This is a genomic window from Ketobacter sp. MCCC 1A13808 (assembly GCF_009746715.1).
Taxonomy (GTDB): Bacteria; Pseudomonadota; Gammaproteobacteria; order Pseudomonadales; family Ketobacteraceae; genus Ketobacter.
The window spans coordinates 528,628-544,699 of record NZ_VRKW01000003.1; the positions used below are offsets into that span (position 1 = coordinate 528,628).

The window sequence follows — 16,072 nt, forward strand, 5'->3', positions numbered from 1 at the left end:
GATTGATTGCCTGGTGTGGGATCAGGACACGTTCGCCACCGGTGGCTGTTGTTCCACAACGGCTTCCGATAACCCGCTGCGTTGGGTTGCTTCGAAAGCCTCGGGCTCAAACGCATCCACCTGCAGTGCGTCATAAACAGCCGCCATGGCTGTATCCAGTTGCTGAATCTCTTGCGTTGATAACACACCGTGTTTCTTCGCCCAGTCCAGCAATAGGGCGCGATGATCCTCCAACTGCAGTTCCAGGTGTTTGATGCCATCCGCTTCGTCGCTGTTTCTTACTGCCAGGTGCAGTTTTTTCGATAATTCGTAGGCAGCGGTATTTAATTTGAAAGCGTTCAGTACCCGTCCCACCGCGTCATCAGGTCGGTTGTTGATATACACCCCCTGGGTCAGCGTGTCGCGGGCGTGACCCGCACGGGTAATGAGCTGTGCTACTTCGGTGCCCAGTACATGGTTCGGAGCCGAAGTGCGTAAACCCAGCGGGAATACGAGCACGCGCAACAACGGACGTATCCAGGCAACCGGGAAATTGCGGATGCTGTCATCCAGGGCCATCTGAATGTCGTACAAGCATTTCTGCACCGACCAGTCGACCAGGGGTAACAGATAATCCGGACAGCCTTCATCGTTAAACCGCTTTAATGATGCTGACGCGAAATACAAACCGACCAGACTGTCGGCCATACTACCGGATAGCCGTTGTTTTGCTTTCAGCTCACCGCCCACCAGGGCCAGGCTGATATCCGTCATCATGGCGAACGATGCAGAGTAGCGGCTTAATTGGCGGTAATGCTGTTTCGGACCGCTGTCGCCCGGTGCTCTGGTGAGTAATCCAAAACTGAGCGCCAATACGAAACTTCGGGTGACGTTACTAAGCGCGTGGGCAAGATGACCGAAAAAGGCCTTATCGAATTTCGCATAAACTTCGTCGCTGGGCTCTGCTGAGGCGGCTTCGATTTCCTGAATTAAAAAGGGATGGCAGCGTACTGCACCCTGACCGAAGACCATCAGGCTGCGGGTTAGAATATTCGCGCCCTCAACTGTAATACTGATGGGCAACGATTGGTAAACCCGCGCCAGAAAATTACGTGGGCCGGATATGACGGCGCGCCCAGCGACCACATCCATGGCATCGTTCACTACTTCCCGCATCAGATCCGTGTTGCGAAATTTGAGTAGCGCCGATGGAATGGTGGGCTTGATGCCCCGGTCCAGCATCGCTGCGGTCATGCGGCGGGCAGAGTCCATCATGTAGGTGTAACCGGCGATAGGTTCCAGGGCTTCCTGGACCCCTTCGAAGTCGGCAATCGAACGACCGAATTGCGTTCGGATTGCAGCATAGGCTCCGGTGGTAAGGCTGCAATGTTTGCCGGCTCCGGTAGCCAGCGCGGGCAGCGAGATGGCCCGGCCCACCGACAGGCATTCCATTAACATGATCCAGCCGTTGCCGATCATCTGCTCACCACCAATGATGTAGTCCATGGGGATGAAGACATCGTTGCCCCAGGTCGGACCGTTCATAAATACCTGGTTCATCGGCAGATGTCGCGCGCCTTGATGAACCCCTTCGGTGTCAGCGGGAATCATGACGCATGTGATGCCGCGATTGATATCGACGCTAAGCAAACCGTCTGGATCGACCACTTTAATTGCCAAACCGATCAGCGTCGCGATGGGCGCGAGGGTGATATAACGTTTGTTCCAGGTAACTCTTAAGCCAATGACTTCCTGATTATTCCATTGCCCTTTGCACACCACACCTTCGTCCGGTATGGCACCGGCATCGGAACCGGCCATGGCAGAGGTTAAGGCAAAACAGGGAATTTCTGCGCCGGAGGCAAGGCGTGGCAGGTAGTGATCTTTTTGCGCTTGGGTGCCGTAGTGTTGTAGAAGTTCGGCGGGGCCAAGGGAATTGGGCACCATTACGGTGACGGCGGCGGTGACGCTGCGAGTGGAAATTTTCATTACCGTTTCCGAGTGCGCCGCAGCGGAGAAACCTTTGCCGCCGTATTTTTTATCCACGACCATACCGAAAAATCCGTTATTACGGATAAATTCCCACACTGGTTTGGGTAAATCATAATCCTCTTTGGTAATCTTCCAGTCGTCCAGCATTGAGCATAATTGGTTTACCGGACCGTCAATAAACGCTTGCTCTTCTGCGGTTAACTGGAATCGTTTTTCTTTGAGCAAATTATTCCAGTTCGGCTTACCGGAAAATAATTCTCCGTCCCAGTCCACGTCCCCTGATTTCAAAGCCTGACTTTCCGTGTCCGATAAGGTGGGGAGTTGATTGCGCACCCAACCCAAAATCGAGCCGCTGATATTTCTGCGCAACGGATTGGGCCAAACCAGCACTGCAGCGATACCAAAGACAATTAAAGCGCTAATGATGGTTAGCACGCTCCAGTCAGACCACCACGAACCCAGAACCCCGATAACCGCTAAACCGATTAACGTGACAGAGGGCTTGGTTCTGATATACAGCGCCACGATGGAAAAAAGGATCATGGTCAAAAATGTCATTGTGTTCTCCCTACAGCAGGTAAATTTAATCCGTTGATTGAGTCTTTACTGGGTCGGTTCTTTCGTTTACATGTGCGCCAGATGATAGAGGTTGCGACGTAACGTTTTGGCACAATAATCAAGTTGGTCCGACATTTCGAAGTATTCCGCCGCTTCCTCTTCTTCGTTGCCATCTGCTTCGTTGTGACTTTCTGCCACAATACGCTGTTCCTCTTCTGCCATGTCTTTTGCGTAGCGGGATGTTTTGGAAATTTGCACTGCGATTAACTCGGCCAATGAACCCGGCACAGCTTCATCGGAAGCGGAAAGTTGTTTGAGAACGCCGGCAATGTATTCCAGCTTTTGATTCATCATACGATCGGAAGTGAGTACGCTGTTATGCTCGTGACGGATTTGATCCAGTTGCAAAAACGCAGCACTGAATATGTGTGCAAAGAAGGTTTCTTTGCTTGATGAGTCCTGTAGATCCAATTTGGGGTCCATGGGGTGGAATCTCCTTTACGGCGTGAGGGATAACGTTAGTGAGGCGAAACGGAGTGTTAGCCTTATCTATAGTTGACCTTGCACGCTACGAAAGTTCCGTTGATCTGTATACCCAATCGCAGGATTTATTCTGAGAACGCGGTCCTTAACAACGTTGGATTATAAAGTTTTCTGGATGGTGATCGTGGTTTCGGTAATAGCGGAAAAGGGGCTTCGGTGCTATTTGCCGGGACTTGTCGCACGTTGTAAACCTGCGGCTGAAATTGTAAATCTTCTAAAGTGAATCCCGCCTGCGACAATATGTCGCATTCTCCTGGGCCAGACGCATCGTTACAATTCGCGCGTTGTCTTTCACAGCACCGAAGCTGCGGCGTTATTTGTGTTTGGCCGGACAACGGTAAACCTCGAATTCAGGGAGTTATTTTGATGCAAGTATGGAAAAGCGGCGCAGTTGGCCTGGGGCTGGCGATTCTGTCCGGGAGCGCCCTAAGTCATGTCGGCGTTGCATCCGGTCCGGCGTTTGCGGGCGACAGAACCATTGTCGACCTGAGTGTGCCCCATGGCTGTGACGGCATGGATACGCTTCGGGTTGAAGTTGATATTCCGGAGCAGTTCACGTCAGTTCAACCGATTGATAATGTGTTTGGCCCGGCAACTTTTGAAACCAATTCCGAAGGCGGCATCAGCAAAATAATCTGGACCAAACCGGTGGAGAACGCGTTGGCTGCCGATGACCATTATTATAAATTGAGTTTTCGGGCCACCCTGCCGGACGCGCCGTTTACCGTAGCCGCTTTGCCAACCACGCAATATTGTCAAACGCCCGACGGTAATGAAACGTTTGTGAGCTGGGATGAACTTCCGGCTGAAGGCGGTCACGATCATCACGCAGCCGGCAGTCACCCGGCGCCTACATTGATGATCTTCCCGCAACGTTTTCCTGGCTGGAACCAATATGTGGCACCTGACCATCTTCACGATATGAGCATCTTCGATGATGCCGAGATTGTATGGAAAAACGACGTGGAAGCTTACAGTGCCAATCCGGTTACAGTACAAATGATTGAAAGCGATGCTGATGTGAGCGTGCTTGGCCAGATTCATCCGGGTGAGACATTTTGGGTTAAATATTAAAGAGGTCAAGATGCAAATTAATAGAAACGTATCTACGGCCTGCCTGATGTGGTGTGTGGTATTCTGCGCCGGTTGTGGCGGTAGCGGTTCGAACGCGGATCAGGTGCCTACGCCGGGTGGTGATGTGGGGCGCAGTGTTTCTGAGTTAAAACAACGGCTGTCTCCGCCGGGGCAAATCACAGTGGGACAATCGACACTGACCAATACCGCTCCGTCGGCAATGAGTTCGGCGGCAACCGTACCTGCGGATCTTAAGCCGCCAGTAAGCAATTGAGTAATCATCTAAATAGATAAGGGGTTTGGAATGAAAGTGTGGGGCCGGGAAATCGGAGCAGGAGTTATTGTCGTCGCGTGTTTGTCTGGTTGTGGCGGGGGTGGCAGTAGTGACACTGTTATTCCCGGGTTTTCCACCCCGGATAAAGCGGTCACGATTCGTTTTAACGCTGTGGTTGGCAATGAGATCGCCGCCTGCAACACCGATTACGAATTGGTAGGCACCGCCGGTTCCACTATTCAGTTCAAGGATTTTCGTCTTTTTGTCACCCGGATTCGATTGGTTACCAGCGGCGGTGAGGAGGTGCCTGTGACCCTGGATACCACTGATTGGCAGGCTCAGGATGTGGCGTTACTGGATTACGAAGATGCCACTGGTCTGTGCACGGGGACGCAGGAAATTAATGGTAGCGTGACCGGCACGGTGCCTGACAACGGACAAACCTTTAATGCAATTCGCTTTACTGTGGGGGTACCGGAATCCATTAACCACACGGAACAGAACAGCGTCAGTCCGTTCAACGTGACCAATTTGAATTGGGGCTGGACTAACGGTTATAAATTCATGCGCATCGATATTCCGGACTGGAACATGCATCTGGGCGCGACCGGCTGTGCTGCCAATGCGCAATCAGTGGTGGAATGTACTAATTCAAACCGGCCTGAAATCGAGCTGTTCGGCTTTGATCCGGACCTGAATGCAGTGCAATTGGATTACGCCGCCTTAGTGCAGGAAAGTAATGTGTCGGCCAATATTAACGGGGCAGCCGGATGCATGTCCGGAGTTGACGATACGGATTGTGTTGAGATCTTTACCCAGTTGGGATTAAACCTGGCCAGTGGCGAAAACGACAATGTGTTATCCCAGACTGTGTTTTCTGTAGCGCCGTAGTTTATGAATGAGAGCAGTTTGAGCCAACGTGGTGTGCAAGCAGCACTGCTGTGTTTGCCCGTTATTCTGATCCAGGGTTGTGGCGGCAGTAGTAGTACTCAAATAAACGATGGCGGCATTCATCAAAGCGCGTTCGAATGGCGGGTGCGGGCTGACGTGCCTTTGCCGGTTGAGCCTGAACGCAATCCCATAACCGAAGCGAAATTTCAGTTGGGCCGGCATTTGTTTTTTGATGCGCGTTTATCGGGTAATGGCAGCCAGTCCTGTGGCAGTTGCCATCATCAGGACAAAGCGTTCAGTGATGGTTTGGTCGTTGCAGAGGGCTCCACCGGTCAAGCCCACCCCCGCAATTCACAAACACTCACCAACGTGGCCTATAACGCTACTTATACCTGGGCCAATCCGGCGCTTATTTCCATTGAGAGTCAAATGCAGGTGCCTCTGTTTAGCGAAGATCCGGTGGAGCAAGGTATCAACGACAGCAACCGGGATGAAGTGTTGCAGCGGATTATCGACGAGCCGCTGTACGCCGGTCTGTTTGCTGAGGCGTTTCCTGATCAGGGCAGCCCGATTGATTTTCCTAATATCGTCAATGCCATCGGCAGTTTCGTGCGCGGTTTAATTTCGTTCGGCAGTGCGTTTGATCAGTTTGCTCAAGGCGATCAGAACGCGATATCGGCTTCCGCCAAACGCGGGCAAACCCTGTTTTTCAGCGAAACAACCGAGTGCTTTCATTGCCACGGCGGCTATAACTTTTCTGATTCCAATGTGGACCGCACGATTGCATTTGTGGAACGTCCTTTTCATAACACGGGGTTGTTTAATATCGGAGGCAACGGCGATTACCCGGCGGATAATCAAGGGGCGTTCGAGGTCACCGGCGACCCTGCTGATATGGGGCAATTCCGCGCCCCCACTCTGCGTAATATCGAATTGACTGCGCCCTATATGCACGACGGTAGTATTGCCACCCTGGAAGACGTAGTGGCATTTTACGCAGCCGGTGGCCGTAATATAGCGAGTGGGCCCTTGGCGGGAGATGGCCGGGCAAATCCATTCAAGGACAGCTTTGTTAAAGGTTTTACCTTGACTGACCAGGAAAAGGCCGACCTGATTGCTTTTTTAAAAACATTAACCGATACCGATTTCGTCACTAATGAACGATTCAGTGATCCCTGGACTACACCCTGATGAACCGATCTTCCTATTGCTTCGCATTGCCCCTTTCCATCGTCGCGCTGTCGGTGGGCAACGGATTGATTTTAAATTCCGCTTATGGCCACGGCGAAGAAGCAGATTATGAGCCGGGCACCCGGGTGGAAGCGGCGCTCGCAGCCACCTGGCGTGATGAGGGCGTGGTTGTGAATAGCAACGGCATCTGGCAAATTCCCGGTGTCATGATGGGTGGGGAAGCGTACCCGGTGGAAGAGGGCGTGGCGTTGGATGATGCCTATCTGGATGTGCATCACTTTGACGATTCAGGGTGGTATGGGCGCATTCAGGTCGCCACTCACGATAATGGCCGGGAAGCAGAGATGCACCACGCCTATGCCGGATATCGATCCGATACGCAGCCGCTGTTGCTACAGGCCGAAGTGGGGCGAATGGCCGCGATGTTGACACCGGCCAATCTTGAGCATGGGACGCAGCGACTTTTCAGTGAGGTGCCGTTGGCGTTGGACGCGTTCTTTGGCGGGCAGTTGAACGACGAAGGCATGCGGGCGATGCTCGCCAGGTCGGGCTTTTGTTTGGGCATCGAAAGTTGGCGTGGCAGCGCCTTTCCCGCTACACCCGGCACCAGTGGGGGAGCCTATGATGTGTTCTTGCATTACAAGGGCGGGAGAGGGCCGTTGAATTGGCATGCGGGGCTCTGGGGGTATCAGGCTCAGGCGCTGGGCCGGGTGGATCAGCGGTATGGCAGCGGTCATAGCCATGGCAACACGGCTCAAATCAGCGCACCGGAGGTAGCCTTTGACGGGGATACGGATGCGGCAGGCACCTTTATCAGAGCGCGTTGGCACGCTACTGAGCAGATTGCACTGGCTCTGGAAGGACAATGGATGCAGGTGGAACCGGAAGGCGATATCAGGGATGCCAGCCGCATCGCCACCACCACCGGGGAATACACCGGCAGTTGGTTGCAGGGCGTGATCAGCGTGGGCCAACACGATATTGGGGTGCGCTTTGAACAGCTGGTGCTGGAAAATCGGGTGTCCGGTGCGGCGGCACAGGAGCTGGCGAGTTTGACCGGATTGTATAATGACGCGCATGAGCCGGAGCGCAGCGGTATCGTTTATCGGTGGCGGGCAAATTCCGGTTGGTCTTTGCGCCTGGAATACACAATAGACGACAGTATGCCTGAGTCCGGTGAGCGTGTAGCATTGGGCTTGGTCTGGAAGGAGACCTTATACCACTCACGCAGAGATTAAATGATTGAACCTTGCTGGATACGCCAATCGATACAACAAAAGAGTCTGCATTACCTGTCCTGGTATATGTTCAGTCTGGTGTTGGTGATGGTGGTGTCTGCCACCGCATTTTATTACCAAGACATAACCTTACCGTCGTCGATCTACTGGTTGTTGATGCCGCTGCAGTTTGTGCTGGCACTCATCACCTTCGCAGCGGCCCGGCACCGAACGTCCGTTCGTGTGGGTTTGTATTTATTGTTGGTGCTGGCCTCTATCCTGTTGCTGGGTTGGTATTTATTCGCCACCGGCGGCCATACTAATCCGGTTATTTCCTTATTGCTGGTACCGCTGGCGCTAAGCGCAGCGTTGTTGGGGTGGCAGTCCACCGGCATCATCGCGATTGCGGTGCTTGCTCTTTATACCTTGCTCACTCAGGTGTATATTCCGCTGCAGGCGCACGGTCATCACAGCAGTCATTTTATGCAGCTGCATTTGATCGGTATGTGGTTGACGTTCGCATTATCGGTGTTGTTGCTGGTGAGTTTGGTGCTGCCGTTAGCCCTGTCCGGTCGTCGGCAACAGCGCCTGATTGCGCAGCAGCGCGAGCAGATGTTGCAGGATGAAAAGCTAGTAACGCTGGCGACCTTTGCCGCCAGTGCTGCGCATAAACTAGGAACGCCGCTTTCCACTTTGTCTGTGTTGACTGAAGACTTAAAAGAGGTATTAAGCGAGCGTGGTGAGTGGCAGCAGGAAGCCGACCTGATGGCGCAACAAATTGATGTATGTAAAACCACCTTGCACGAATTGATGAATCGGGCAGACAAGTTGCGTAATAACGCCCGTGAGCCAATGAACGTTGCCAATTTAATAAAGCAGCTGCGGGAGCAATTTAATTTGCTCTATCCGTTGCGCACATTAAAAGTCGAAGCAGATAATATTTTCCATGAACAGGTGTTGGCGGACGATACCCTATTGCAGGCGTTATTAAACCTGCTGGATAATGCGGCCCGGGTCAGTGAGCATGACCCTGAATTGCAGGCCGATGTTGTGCAACAACAGGTGCGCTTCCGCATTCGGGATCACGGGCCGGGCATCCCCGATGCCATCAAAAACCAGCTGGGGGAACCCTTTGTTACGTCGCGGGAAGATGGCCTCGGTCTGGGTCTGTTTCTGTCCCATGCCACTATTAACCGCCTTGGGGGTACCATTAGTTTAATGGCGTCGGAGCTGGGTACGGTTATGGAAGTCACCTTGCCATTGGCCGGGGAGTAGCATCGCCATGGACACGTGCAAATCCGTTTTATTAGTAGATGATGATCCGGTGTTTTTGCAGACTCTGGGTCGCTCGCTGCAACGTAAGCAATTTCACGTGACAATGCTGAGTGAATCTACTGCGGCCCTGGCTGCGATCGAAGCCAGCCGTTTTGATCTGGTTCTGTTGGATTTGAATCTGGCCGGTGAGAGCGGGTTAAAGCTTTTGATCGACATGTTACGCATTCAGCCCGAAGCCCGCATTGTGATGCTGACCGCTTACGCCAGCGTTGCCACCGCGGTGGACGCGATAAAGCGGGGTGCGGACAACTATTTGTGTAAGCCGATCAAAACCAGCGACATTGTTGCGCTGTTTGAAGCGGAGCCGATAGCCGCGGATGAGGAAGAAGTGGAACCGGAGCACCCGATGTCGGTGGACCGCCTGGAATGGGAGCACGTGCAACGGGTTTTGATGGAAAACGATGGCAATATATCGGCCACGGCGCGTGCGCTGAATATGCATCGCCGGACGCTGCAGCGCAAACTGCAAAAGCGTCCGGTGAAAAAATAGCCGCGGAGCACGTCGTCGGGAACCTGTTTAGATTTTGTAACTAATTTGTTACATTGACGCTACTTGATTGATTCCAGCTAAAAGCAACACCTGAAAATGAAATAGGCAGCCCGCGTCAGTTCGTCGCATTCTGTACGAGTCCCGGTTGAATATTATCTGATGACATGAAATCCCAATACATTTATATCCGGGTCAAAGGAATGATGACTAATACATTTAAGCAACTGGGCGCAGTAGCGATATTGCTAATGGCGGGTTGTAGCTCTGAAGTCCAGGTTAACGTCGAAGGTTTCGGCAGTGTGTCCACCGCAGATGGTGAATTTAATTGCTGGGCCGGGAACGATTGTTCAAACGAATTTGAGAAAAGCGTCACCCTGGTCGCCAGGGATCCTTCCGACGGCTCGGCCACCTTTAGTGAGTGGTCCGGCGCGTGTACCGGCACAGAACGAGAATGCACCCTGAACCGCGGTGGCCGGGTGCAGGCGCATTTTCTGCCCACAGAAAGCCTGATATTGAATCCGGTGAAGCCGGTGTTTCAGTCCGTGACCGGATTGAGCCCCACCCGAATATCCATCCTCTGGCAGGCGGCCAGCGACGAGAAACGGGCGCAGGATAGTTTGAGTTATCTGTTATATGTGTCCGCCGACAAAGAGAGCTTGCTCAGCAAGTCGAATCTGGTTTCCACAATTGCGGGCAATATGTTTGGCGAGTATGCCTTCGAGTACGATGTAGCCGAACCCACTGACTTGACACTTCAGCCCGCAACGGTCCACGTTGCTATCGCCGTCCGGGATGAAAAGGGCGCTGTCGGCGAACCTGCTCTGATGTACGATATTCGGTTGCAGCAAGCGGCGGCGGATACAGGCTTCGATGTTGTGAGCCACAAAGCGCCGGTTTCATCTACCGAAGGCGATGGCGAAATCTAGACTTGATTCAAGTTCAAGCTGCGGTCATGTTTTGCTGGTAGTCACTGTCGCGTTTGAAAGCGAAGCGGCTTTCGAATGTTTGCGGTGCCAGAGAATACAGATAGGTACTGCGGGTAATCAGCGCAGAGGTATCGGCCCGACGCGGTGATAACCCGGTCAGTTCCAGAACGCGCCTGCGACTGGAGGACCACGCTTTCGACTGCGTCTTGTTCAGAATTCGTTTAATACATTCCACCTTCAATTGCGGAACAATACCTGCAACTTCATACAAGCGGTCCAGGTGTCTTTGGTCACGTTGCCAGTGTTCTGAATACAACGTCTGATTCGGGAACAGTTGATTCAGTTCTTTGGCAATTTTTCTGGCGGGTTCGCCGTCAGTAATGAGCTTTTGGCGCGAACACCCGTGAAGACGTTCTGATTCTTCGTTCCACTCGGTCCAACAAGTTGCGGGCCGAACCAGTTTGGCGAACGTTAACCCATTGCCATTCATAGCAACGCCCAGCTCAATGGGGTAACCCGCCTTATCGTCAATCGTATTGGACGGAATAATATCGAGGACTAGCGGTAATTTATCAAACACGGAGATAGCTCCTGAAATACGTTAATTAAGTTTCATGTGTGGTATCGCAAGTAGCGTGCCAGAAGCTAATTAGTGCGCTAAAGCGCTAAAAAGACGGTATCGTCCGGAAATTTCTGTGATTCTTGCTGTGGTGTTGCAGGCGGGGGCGCGTCACGACAGTCGCGCTTCCGTGTAATTTCTACAAAGGGGGTGTAATTGTCTGAGGGATTTACCCCGCGCGGGCTAATGTTGTGGTGTTGAGTGGGGGCGTTAGTGGAAAAGGCACAGGGGGAAGCGATAACCCCCACTGTGCCGCTTTTGAATGCTACTGGAGATTTATGGTCTTATAAGCTCGAAAACCTGATTGTCGTTGCCGGCAATACACTCCCATTGCGCCAGGTTTGCCCCGTTGGCGGCGGATCGGTTCGCCACATCGGCACAGAGTTCGCTATTGCGATTAATGATACGCCATTTGCCGCTGCCTGCTGACTGAAAGCGAAACTGCTGGTTGCTGCTGCCCCAATAGTCCCACAGCATCAGGTTTGCGCCGTTGGAAGTAGAAAAGCGCGAAACATCCAGTGCCTTATTGCTTGCTACCAGCGGTGAAATCCGGTGCCAGATACCATCCACCGGTTCGATCTTCCACTTCTGGCAGTCGTTGTTCAACCATGCCCACTGCTGAATATTAGTGCCGTTGGATGCGCTGCAGTAATTAACATCCAATGCTTTGCCGCTATGGAGTGGCCGGATCTGATAGGTGCCGTTGACGGTGCCATTGCTGTTACTGCCACCCGATCCGCCACCCGATCCGTTATCGGAGCCGTCACCTGTATCGGAAGGCGGTGTCCCCACGTAACTACAGCCGCTGACCCGCAAAGAGGAATTTGAGGTGTCGGTGGAAACCAGTTGGCAATTGGGATTGCCGTTGGATACCTTGCCGGCTAACACGTGGGTATCCCAGGCGTTCTGCAATAAGATATTTTGCTTGGTGCTGTTGGCGATATCGACCTGTTTAATGGTGGTGCCGTGGCTGTTGGTGACGCTGAAAAAACCGCGCCCGGAATCCCGTGAATAGACGCTTTCCACGGTTACATTGGGGCCATTATTGTTGGCAACGCGGAAGGTAGCGTAGCCTCCGCCCAGGTTGTTGTGATGGCCGCGTACATGACCTACGGTGCCGTTGCGACTGTCGTTCAGCAATAAACCAGAACCCCCGCTGTTGGTAACGGTGACATCGCCGATACTAAACCCTTCAACACCGTAGGTTTCGATTGCATGGGTGGTGGAGCCGTTGATATTGATATTGCCGCGGATGGTCAGATTGCTGGACGGCCCGGTGTAATAATCCACGCGGATACCCAGACCCACGGCCGGGTGGTAGCTCAGATCCATCTCGATGTCTTCCAGGGTGATGTCGGAGCATCCCCGAAACCAGACGCCGTAGCGCGGGCTGCCGGTTACTTTCAGATTGCGTACGGTGATATTGTCACGCCGGTCACAGTACACGGGCACGATCAGTTCTCCGCCATCCGCATGAACGGTATTGTCATGAAAATCCAGCGTTTGATTTGGCTGCGGGCGGATACCGTAGACGTTGCCGCCATCGGGGCCGGAATTGCCTGAGTTGCGTATGTTGATGGTGCCGGGCCCCATGCTATTCGCCGCTGCGTTGACCGCATCAAAGAAGCGGGAGCCGTTGTAAACGGTGGAACCTTCGACCCTGGATTGCCAGGAGCCATTGCTATTGCGGGTGACTTCGGCGTCCGCCAGCGCGAGAGTGGGAAGTAACAGGGCCAGGCCGGTGCCGACCAGGCGGATGAAGTGCCTTTCCATAAAATCAGTCCTTGTTGTTGGTTCTTGTATGCAGCTGGACGCTAGCAGAAAGCGGTAATTGGAAAGCAGGCATGGGCCACATTCATCCCGTTACGGTGATGCCCGAAACAGGAACTTGGCCTGAAATCGCCGGGATTGGCCTGATGGGCCATCGGTGTTTCTATTTCTGCTAAGCTTAGCTGTGACTTTGGGCGGTGGGATGCAGCGTATGAAACGGATTTTCCTGATTCTTTTGGTGGCCAGTAGCAACAGCTACTCCGGTGGCTATTTCGGCTTTGAGCTGGGGCATACCAAGTTTCGCTACAATTCTGATTACATCGTGGATATTAAAGAGGACAAAACCTCAAACCGGTTTCTGGCTGGATACGCGTTTGACCCTTATTTCTCGATTGAGGCGTCCTATTTTGATACCCAGAATTTCAATGCAGACATTGACCTGAGAAGCAGTCCGGGTGATCCGCCGGCTCCGATAAAAGGCAATTTCCGGGTGAAAAACAAAGCCCTGGCTTTTCGCGGCAGCTATCCTTTCACGCAGAAAATTTCGGCATTTGCCAGCCTGGGGATTTCTCGCTGGGATATGTCAATGGACATCACCGATTACGGATTAAGTGATTCCGATAACGGTCTTACTTATCCTGTCGGGATCGGTGCCGAACTGAAATACGACAAGCTGACTGCCTTTTATGTTGCTGCAAGGTATCTGGATTTCGAAACCGGCTCGGCGGTCAGCCGGGATATTTCACTGTCCACTATTTCGATCGGGATAAAGCTAACGCCATAGAGGTCGGCACGCCCCTCATGAGCGTTGCCAGCCTTTGCCGTTCTGGCGCAGCGTACAAGGAATTGAATGTGAACACGAAAGGCTACGATCTTATCGGAGATATTCACGGCCACGCCGATAAGCTGGTCGCGCTGCTTGAGTTGATGGGCTATCGGCATGACGGCGTGGGTTACCGTCACCCTGACCGGCAGGTGATTTTCCTTGGTGACTTTATTGATCGTGGTCCCCAACAACGGGGTGTTTTGCAAGTGGTCATGCCCATGGTGAAATCCGGTGCGGCGCTGGCTGTGATGGGAAATCACGAATTTAATGCCTTGGCCTTCCATACCCTTGATCCCCATAGGCCGGGGCAATGGCTGCGCCCCAGAAATAATAAAAACATGGCTCAACACCTGGCATTTTTAGCGGAATATGTGAGCCCAAATTGCAAGCACGAATTAGACGACGTGCTGGACTTTTTCCGCTCGTTGCCGCTTTGGCTGGACCTGGATGGGTTGCGTGTTGTTCATGCTTGCTGGCATCCCCTGTATATCGAAATGATGGAAACCCGAACACCGCACGACAACACCCTGACTCCAGAGCTGCTGGTTGCTGCCAGCACCGCAGGCGAACCGGCCTATGAGGCCATCGAAACATTATTAAAAGGGGTTGAAATCGAACTTCCTGATGGTGGCGTATTTTTTGATAAAGACGGTCATGCCCGCAGCAGGGTCCGCACGCAATGGTGGATCAAAAAGAATTCCACCTTGGGGGAAGTTTGCATGCCGATAGATGTCCTGGAGGAGTCCATCGCTAACCACCCCGTCGCTGCCAGCGACCTGTTAGGTTACCCTGAATCGGAGAAGCCGGTCTTCGTTGGCCATTATTGGTTAAAAGGCCAGCCAACAAAACTGGCCGATAATGTGGCCTGCCTGGATTATTCTGTGGCGAAGGGCGGCAAGTTGGTAGCGTATCGCTGGCAAGGGGAGGCGGTGTTGGTGAACGAACATTTTTGTGGGGTGTAGTTAGTCGTCGCGCTCTGGATTGTTTGCGTTACCTACCTGAATCGTAGAGATCCATTGCCACCCCGGTATAAGCACGTGGTCCGATCGGGCAGCTCATTACGAAATACAAGAACGCCTACGCCATCGGAATTTGCACCAGCCGATCGCGTATTCAGGCGCGTTGCAGGGATGTGTTTCCCTAAGGGGCGATTATCGCGTGCCGTGTACCACCATGGTTTTGCCGGCAACGTCCACCAACCCCTTTGCTTCCAGTTCTTTCAACACCCTGCCAACCATCTCCCGGGAGCAACCCACGATGCGCCCGATTTCCTGGCGGGTGATCTTGATCTGCATACCATCCGGATGAGTCATAGCATCGGGCTGCTTGCACAGGTCAATAAGCGTGGAAGCTACCCGCCCTGCAACATCCAGAAAGGCGAGATTACCGACCTTTTTGGTCGCCTGGGTCAGGCGCCTGGTTAGCTGGCGGTTAATGGCGAACAGCAAATCCGGCATTTGCCTGGCTAGTTCGCGGAACTCGGTGTAGTCAACCTGGATCAATTCGCAATCGGTTTTAGCCCGGACATAGGCTTCTCTTGGCGTGTCAGGGTAAAACAGCCCGATCTCGCCTATGAAGGCGCCCGGATTAAGATAAGCCAGTATGATTTCACGACCTTCATCACTTTGAATGCTGACGGTTGCGGTGCCATCCACGACGTAAAACAAGCTATCGCTGTTGTCTCCCGGCTCCAGAATCAGACCGTTTTTTGGGTGCCTGCGGCGATGCCCATGTTTAACCAGTTGGTCAATGTCCTGCATATCAAGGGCGGGGCGGGTAAGCTCTGCTGTACTCATTTCAAAACAGCTCCTTGCTTGGTGTGGGTACTCATTAAGAATAAGCAAGGATCCTGGATTTGAACATTTTATGGGTGAATTTGAGGTGAATTCAAAGCTAATTCAGTTAGTGGGGGGGTGAGTATTGAAAGTACGCACGTGAATCCCGCAACCACTTAAGATGAGCAAGCGTTGGGTTCTGTCCTGGGTGGGCCGGTAAATCAAGGGTGCAAGATGACGGTCAGGATAAACTGATTTCCCCCCCCCCCGGTTGCCCACGGTTCCGGCATTACCCAGGCCATCTACAACAACGCCAGTACCGTAATCCGCATACCCGCCACCTTGAACAAACTCATTGTGGAAATAGAGAAACTGGATTGGTACAGCGCCAAAACCGAAAGCCTTGGGGACATGTATGAAGGCCTGCTGGAGATCAGCACCATGGTGCAACTGATGAAGCCCCGGCTCGACGACGCCATGGTTGATCCCGCCGCAGGCACCGGCGGTTTCCTCATCAGTGCCCACCATTACATTAACCAGCACAATGACGTGGAAAGCTTGAAGAGTTGTCATTCTTGCCGGTGAAGTCAGTGACTGTTTCTTTGGGAAGTT

General features: G+C 52.9%; 16 protein-coding genes. 11 read left to right on the forward strand and 5 right to left on the reverse strand.

Annotated features, from left to right (window positions below; translation table 11 throughout):
* Positions 1-21 precede the first annotated feature (21 nt).
* Both FT643_RS09130 and FT643_RS09135 read right to left on the reverse strand, forming a co-directional pair.
* Positions 22-2,529: an acyl-CoA dehydrogenase gene (locus FT643_RS09130; protein WP_156871063.1), complete on the reverse strand. Its 2,508-nt coding sequence runs from the start codon at positions 2,527-2,529 to the stop codon at positions 22-24.
* Between the two features lie 66 nt (positions 2,530-2,595).
* Entirely contained in the window at positions 2,596-3,012 is a 417-nt protein-coding gene (locus tag FT643_RS09135; RefSeq protein ID WP_156871064.1) for a hypothetical protein, read from the reverse strand.
* A 426-nt stretch (positions 3,013-3,438) separates the two neighbouring features.
* On the opposite strand from FT643_RS09135, the gene FT643_RS09140 reads away from it, so the two are divergent.
* The 8 genes from FT643_RS09140 to FT643_RS09175 all read left to right on the forward strand — a co-directional run bounded on the left by FT643_RS09140 (position 3,439) and on the right by FT643_RS09175 (position 10,470).
* Complete coding sequence (locus tag FT643_RS09140) at positions 3,439-4,146, forward strand: YcnI family copper-binding membrane protein (RefSeq protein ID WP_198043431.1); 708 nt, start codon at positions 3,439-3,441, stop codon at positions 4,144-4,146.
* A 10-nt stretch (positions 4,147-4,156) separates the two neighbouring features.
* Positions 4,157-4,420 carry a hypothetical protein gene (locus FT643_RS09145; protein ID WP_156871066.1) on the forward strand — a complete coding sequence of 88 codons (264 nt, stop codon included), beginning with the start codon at positions 4,157-4,159 and terminating at the stop codon, positions 4,418-4,420.
* Positions 4,421-4,450: 30 nt separating this feature from the next.
* Entirely contained in the window at positions 4,451-5,311 is an 861-nt protein-coding gene (locus FT643_RS09150; protein ID WP_156871067.1) for an MbnP family copper-binding protein, read from the forward strand.
* Positions 5,312-5,314: 3 nt separating this feature from the next.
* Positions 5,315-6,502 carry a methanobactin export MATE transporter MbnM gene (locus tag FT643_RS09155; RefSeq protein WP_156871068.1) on the forward strand — a complete coding sequence of 396 codons (1,188 nt, stop codon included), beginning with the start codon at positions 5,315-5,317 and terminating at the stop codon, positions 6,500-6,502.
* Complete coding sequence (locus tag FT643_RS09160; RefSeq protein ID WP_156871069.1) at positions 6,502-7,740, forward strand: hypothetical protein; 1,239 nt, start codon at positions 6,502-6,504, stop codon at positions 7,738-7,740. Before FT643_RS09155 ends, FT643_RS09160 begins: the two co-directional genes overlap by 1 nt.
* Complete coding sequence (locus FT643_RS09165; RefSeq protein WP_156871070.1) at positions 7,741-8,994, forward strand: sensor histidine kinase; 1,254 nt, start codon at positions 7,741-7,743, stop codon at positions 8,992-8,994. It abuts the gene before it with no gap.
* 7 nt (positions 8,995-9,001) lie between these two features.
* Positions 9,002-9,544, forward strand: coding sequence for a response regulator transcription factor (locus FT643_RS09170; RefSeq protein WP_156871071.1), 543 nt, complete (start codon positions 9,002-9,004; stop codon positions 9,542-9,544).
* A 200-nt stretch (positions 9,545-9,744) separates the two neighbouring features.
* A complete protein-coding gene (locus FT643_RS09175; RefSeq protein ID WP_156871072.1) occupies positions 9,745-10,470 on the forward strand; it encodes a hypothetical protein in 726 nt (241 codons plus the stop codon).
* A gap of 13 nt (positions 10,471-10,483) precedes the next feature.
* Here the strand turns inward: FT643_RS09175 and FT643_RS09180 are convergent, their stop codons facing one another.
* On the reverse strand, positions 10,484-11,050 hold the full coding sequence (locus FT643_RS09180) for a hypothetical protein (protein WP_156871073.1): 567 nt from the start codon (positions 11,048-11,050) through the stop codon (positions 10,484-10,486).
* 315 nt (positions 11,051-11,365) lie between these two features.
* Positions 11,366-12,862 (reverse strand): RICIN domain-containing protein, encoded by a 1,497-nt coding sequence (locus tag FT643_RS23130; RefSeq protein WP_198043432.1) that lies wholly within the window; start codon positions 12,860-12,862, stop codon positions 11,366-11,368.
* A 208-nt stretch (positions 12,863-13,070) separates the two neighbouring features.
* On the opposite strand from FT643_RS23130, the gene FT643_RS09190 reads away from it, so the two are divergent.
* Positions 13,071-13,643 (forward strand): outer membrane beta-barrel protein, encoded by a 573-nt coding sequence (locus FT643_RS09190; RefSeq protein ID WP_198043433.1) that lies wholly within the window; start codon positions 13,071-13,073, stop codon positions 13,641-13,643.
* 68 nt (positions 13,644-13,711) lie between these two features.
* Positions 13,712-14,647, forward strand: a complete 936-nt coding sequence (locus tag FT643_RS09195; protein WP_317621980.1) for a metallophosphoesterase — start codon at positions 13,712-13,714, stop codon at positions 14,645-14,647.
* Positions 14,648-14,836: 189 nt separating this feature from the next.
* Here FT643_RS09195 and crp read toward each other — a convergent pair whose 3' ends face one another.
* Positions 14,837-15,481, reverse strand: a complete 645-nt coding sequence (crp, locus tag FT643_RS09200) for a cAMP-activated global transcriptional regulator CRP (RefSeq protein WP_156871076.1) — start codon at positions 15,479-15,481, stop codon at positions 14,837-14,839.
* Between the two features lie 432 nt (positions 15,482-15,913).
* Here crp and FT643_RS24025 point away from each other — a divergent pair, with 432 nt between their 5' ends.
* Positions 15,914-16,045, forward strand: a complete 132-nt coding sequence (locus tag FT643_RS24025) for an N-6 DNA methylase (protein ID WP_411267803.1) — start codon at positions 15,914-15,916, stop codon at positions 16,043-16,045.
* Positions 16,046-16,072: the final 27 nt, after the last annotated feature.

Bases quoted from the DNA above. Each gene is read 5' to 3' on its own strand.
- FT643_RS09170 (WP_156871071.1), top strand. From the start codon at position 9,002: ATGGACACGTGCAAATCCGTTTTATTAGTAGATGATGATCCGGTGTTT.
- FT643_RS09160 (WP_156871069.1), top strand. From the start codon at position 6,502: ATGAACCGATCTTCCTATTGCTTCGCATTGCCCCTTTCCATCGTCGCG.
- FT643_RS09140 (WP_198043431.1), top strand. From the start codon at position 3,439: ATGCAAGTATGGAAAAGCGGCGCAGTTGGCCTGGGGCTGGCGATTCTG.
- FT643_RS09130 (WP_156871063.1), bottom strand. From the start codon at position 2,529: ATGACATTTTTGACCATGATCCTTTTTTCCATCGTGGCGCTGTATATC.
- FT643_RS09145 (WP_156871066.1), top strand. From the start codon at position 4,157: ATGCAAATTAATAGAAACGTATCTACGGCCTGCCTGATGTGGTGTGTG.
- FT643_RS09155 (WP_156871068.1), top strand. From the start codon at position 5,315: ATGAATGAGAGCAGTTTGAGCCAACGTGGTGTGCAAGCAGCACTGCTG.
- FT643_RS09175 (WP_156871072.1), top strand. From the start codon at position 9,745: ATGATGACTAATACATTTAAGCAACTGGGCGCAGTAGCGATATTGCTA.
- FT643_RS24025 (WP_411267803.1), top strand. From the start codon at position 15,914: ATGAAGCCCCGGCTCGACGACGCCATGGTTGATCCCGCCGCAGGCACC.
- crp (WP_156871076.1), bottom strand. From the start codon at position 15,481: ATGAGTACAGCAGAGCTTACCCGCCCCGCCCTTGATATGCAGGACATT.
- FT643_RS09165 (WP_156871070.1), top strand. From the start codon at position 7,741: ATGATTGAACCTTGCTGGATACGCCAATCGATACAACAAAAGAGTCTG.
- FT643_RS09190 (WP_198043433.1), top strand. From the start codon at position 13,071: ATGAAACGGATTTTCCTGATTCTTTTGGTGGCCAGTAGCAACAGCTAC.
- FT643_RS23130 (WP_198043432.1), bottom strand. From the start codon at position 12,862: ATGGAAAGGCACTTCATCCGCCTGGTCGGCACCGGCCTGGCCCTGTTA.
- FT643_RS09135 (WP_156871064.1), bottom strand. From the start codon at position 3,012: ATGGACCCCAAATTGGATCTACAGGACTCATCAAGCAAAGAAACCTTC.
- FT643_RS09150 (WP_156871067.1), top strand. From the start codon at position 4,451: ATGAAAGTGTGGGGCCGGGAAATCGGAGCAGGAGTTATTGTCGTCGCG.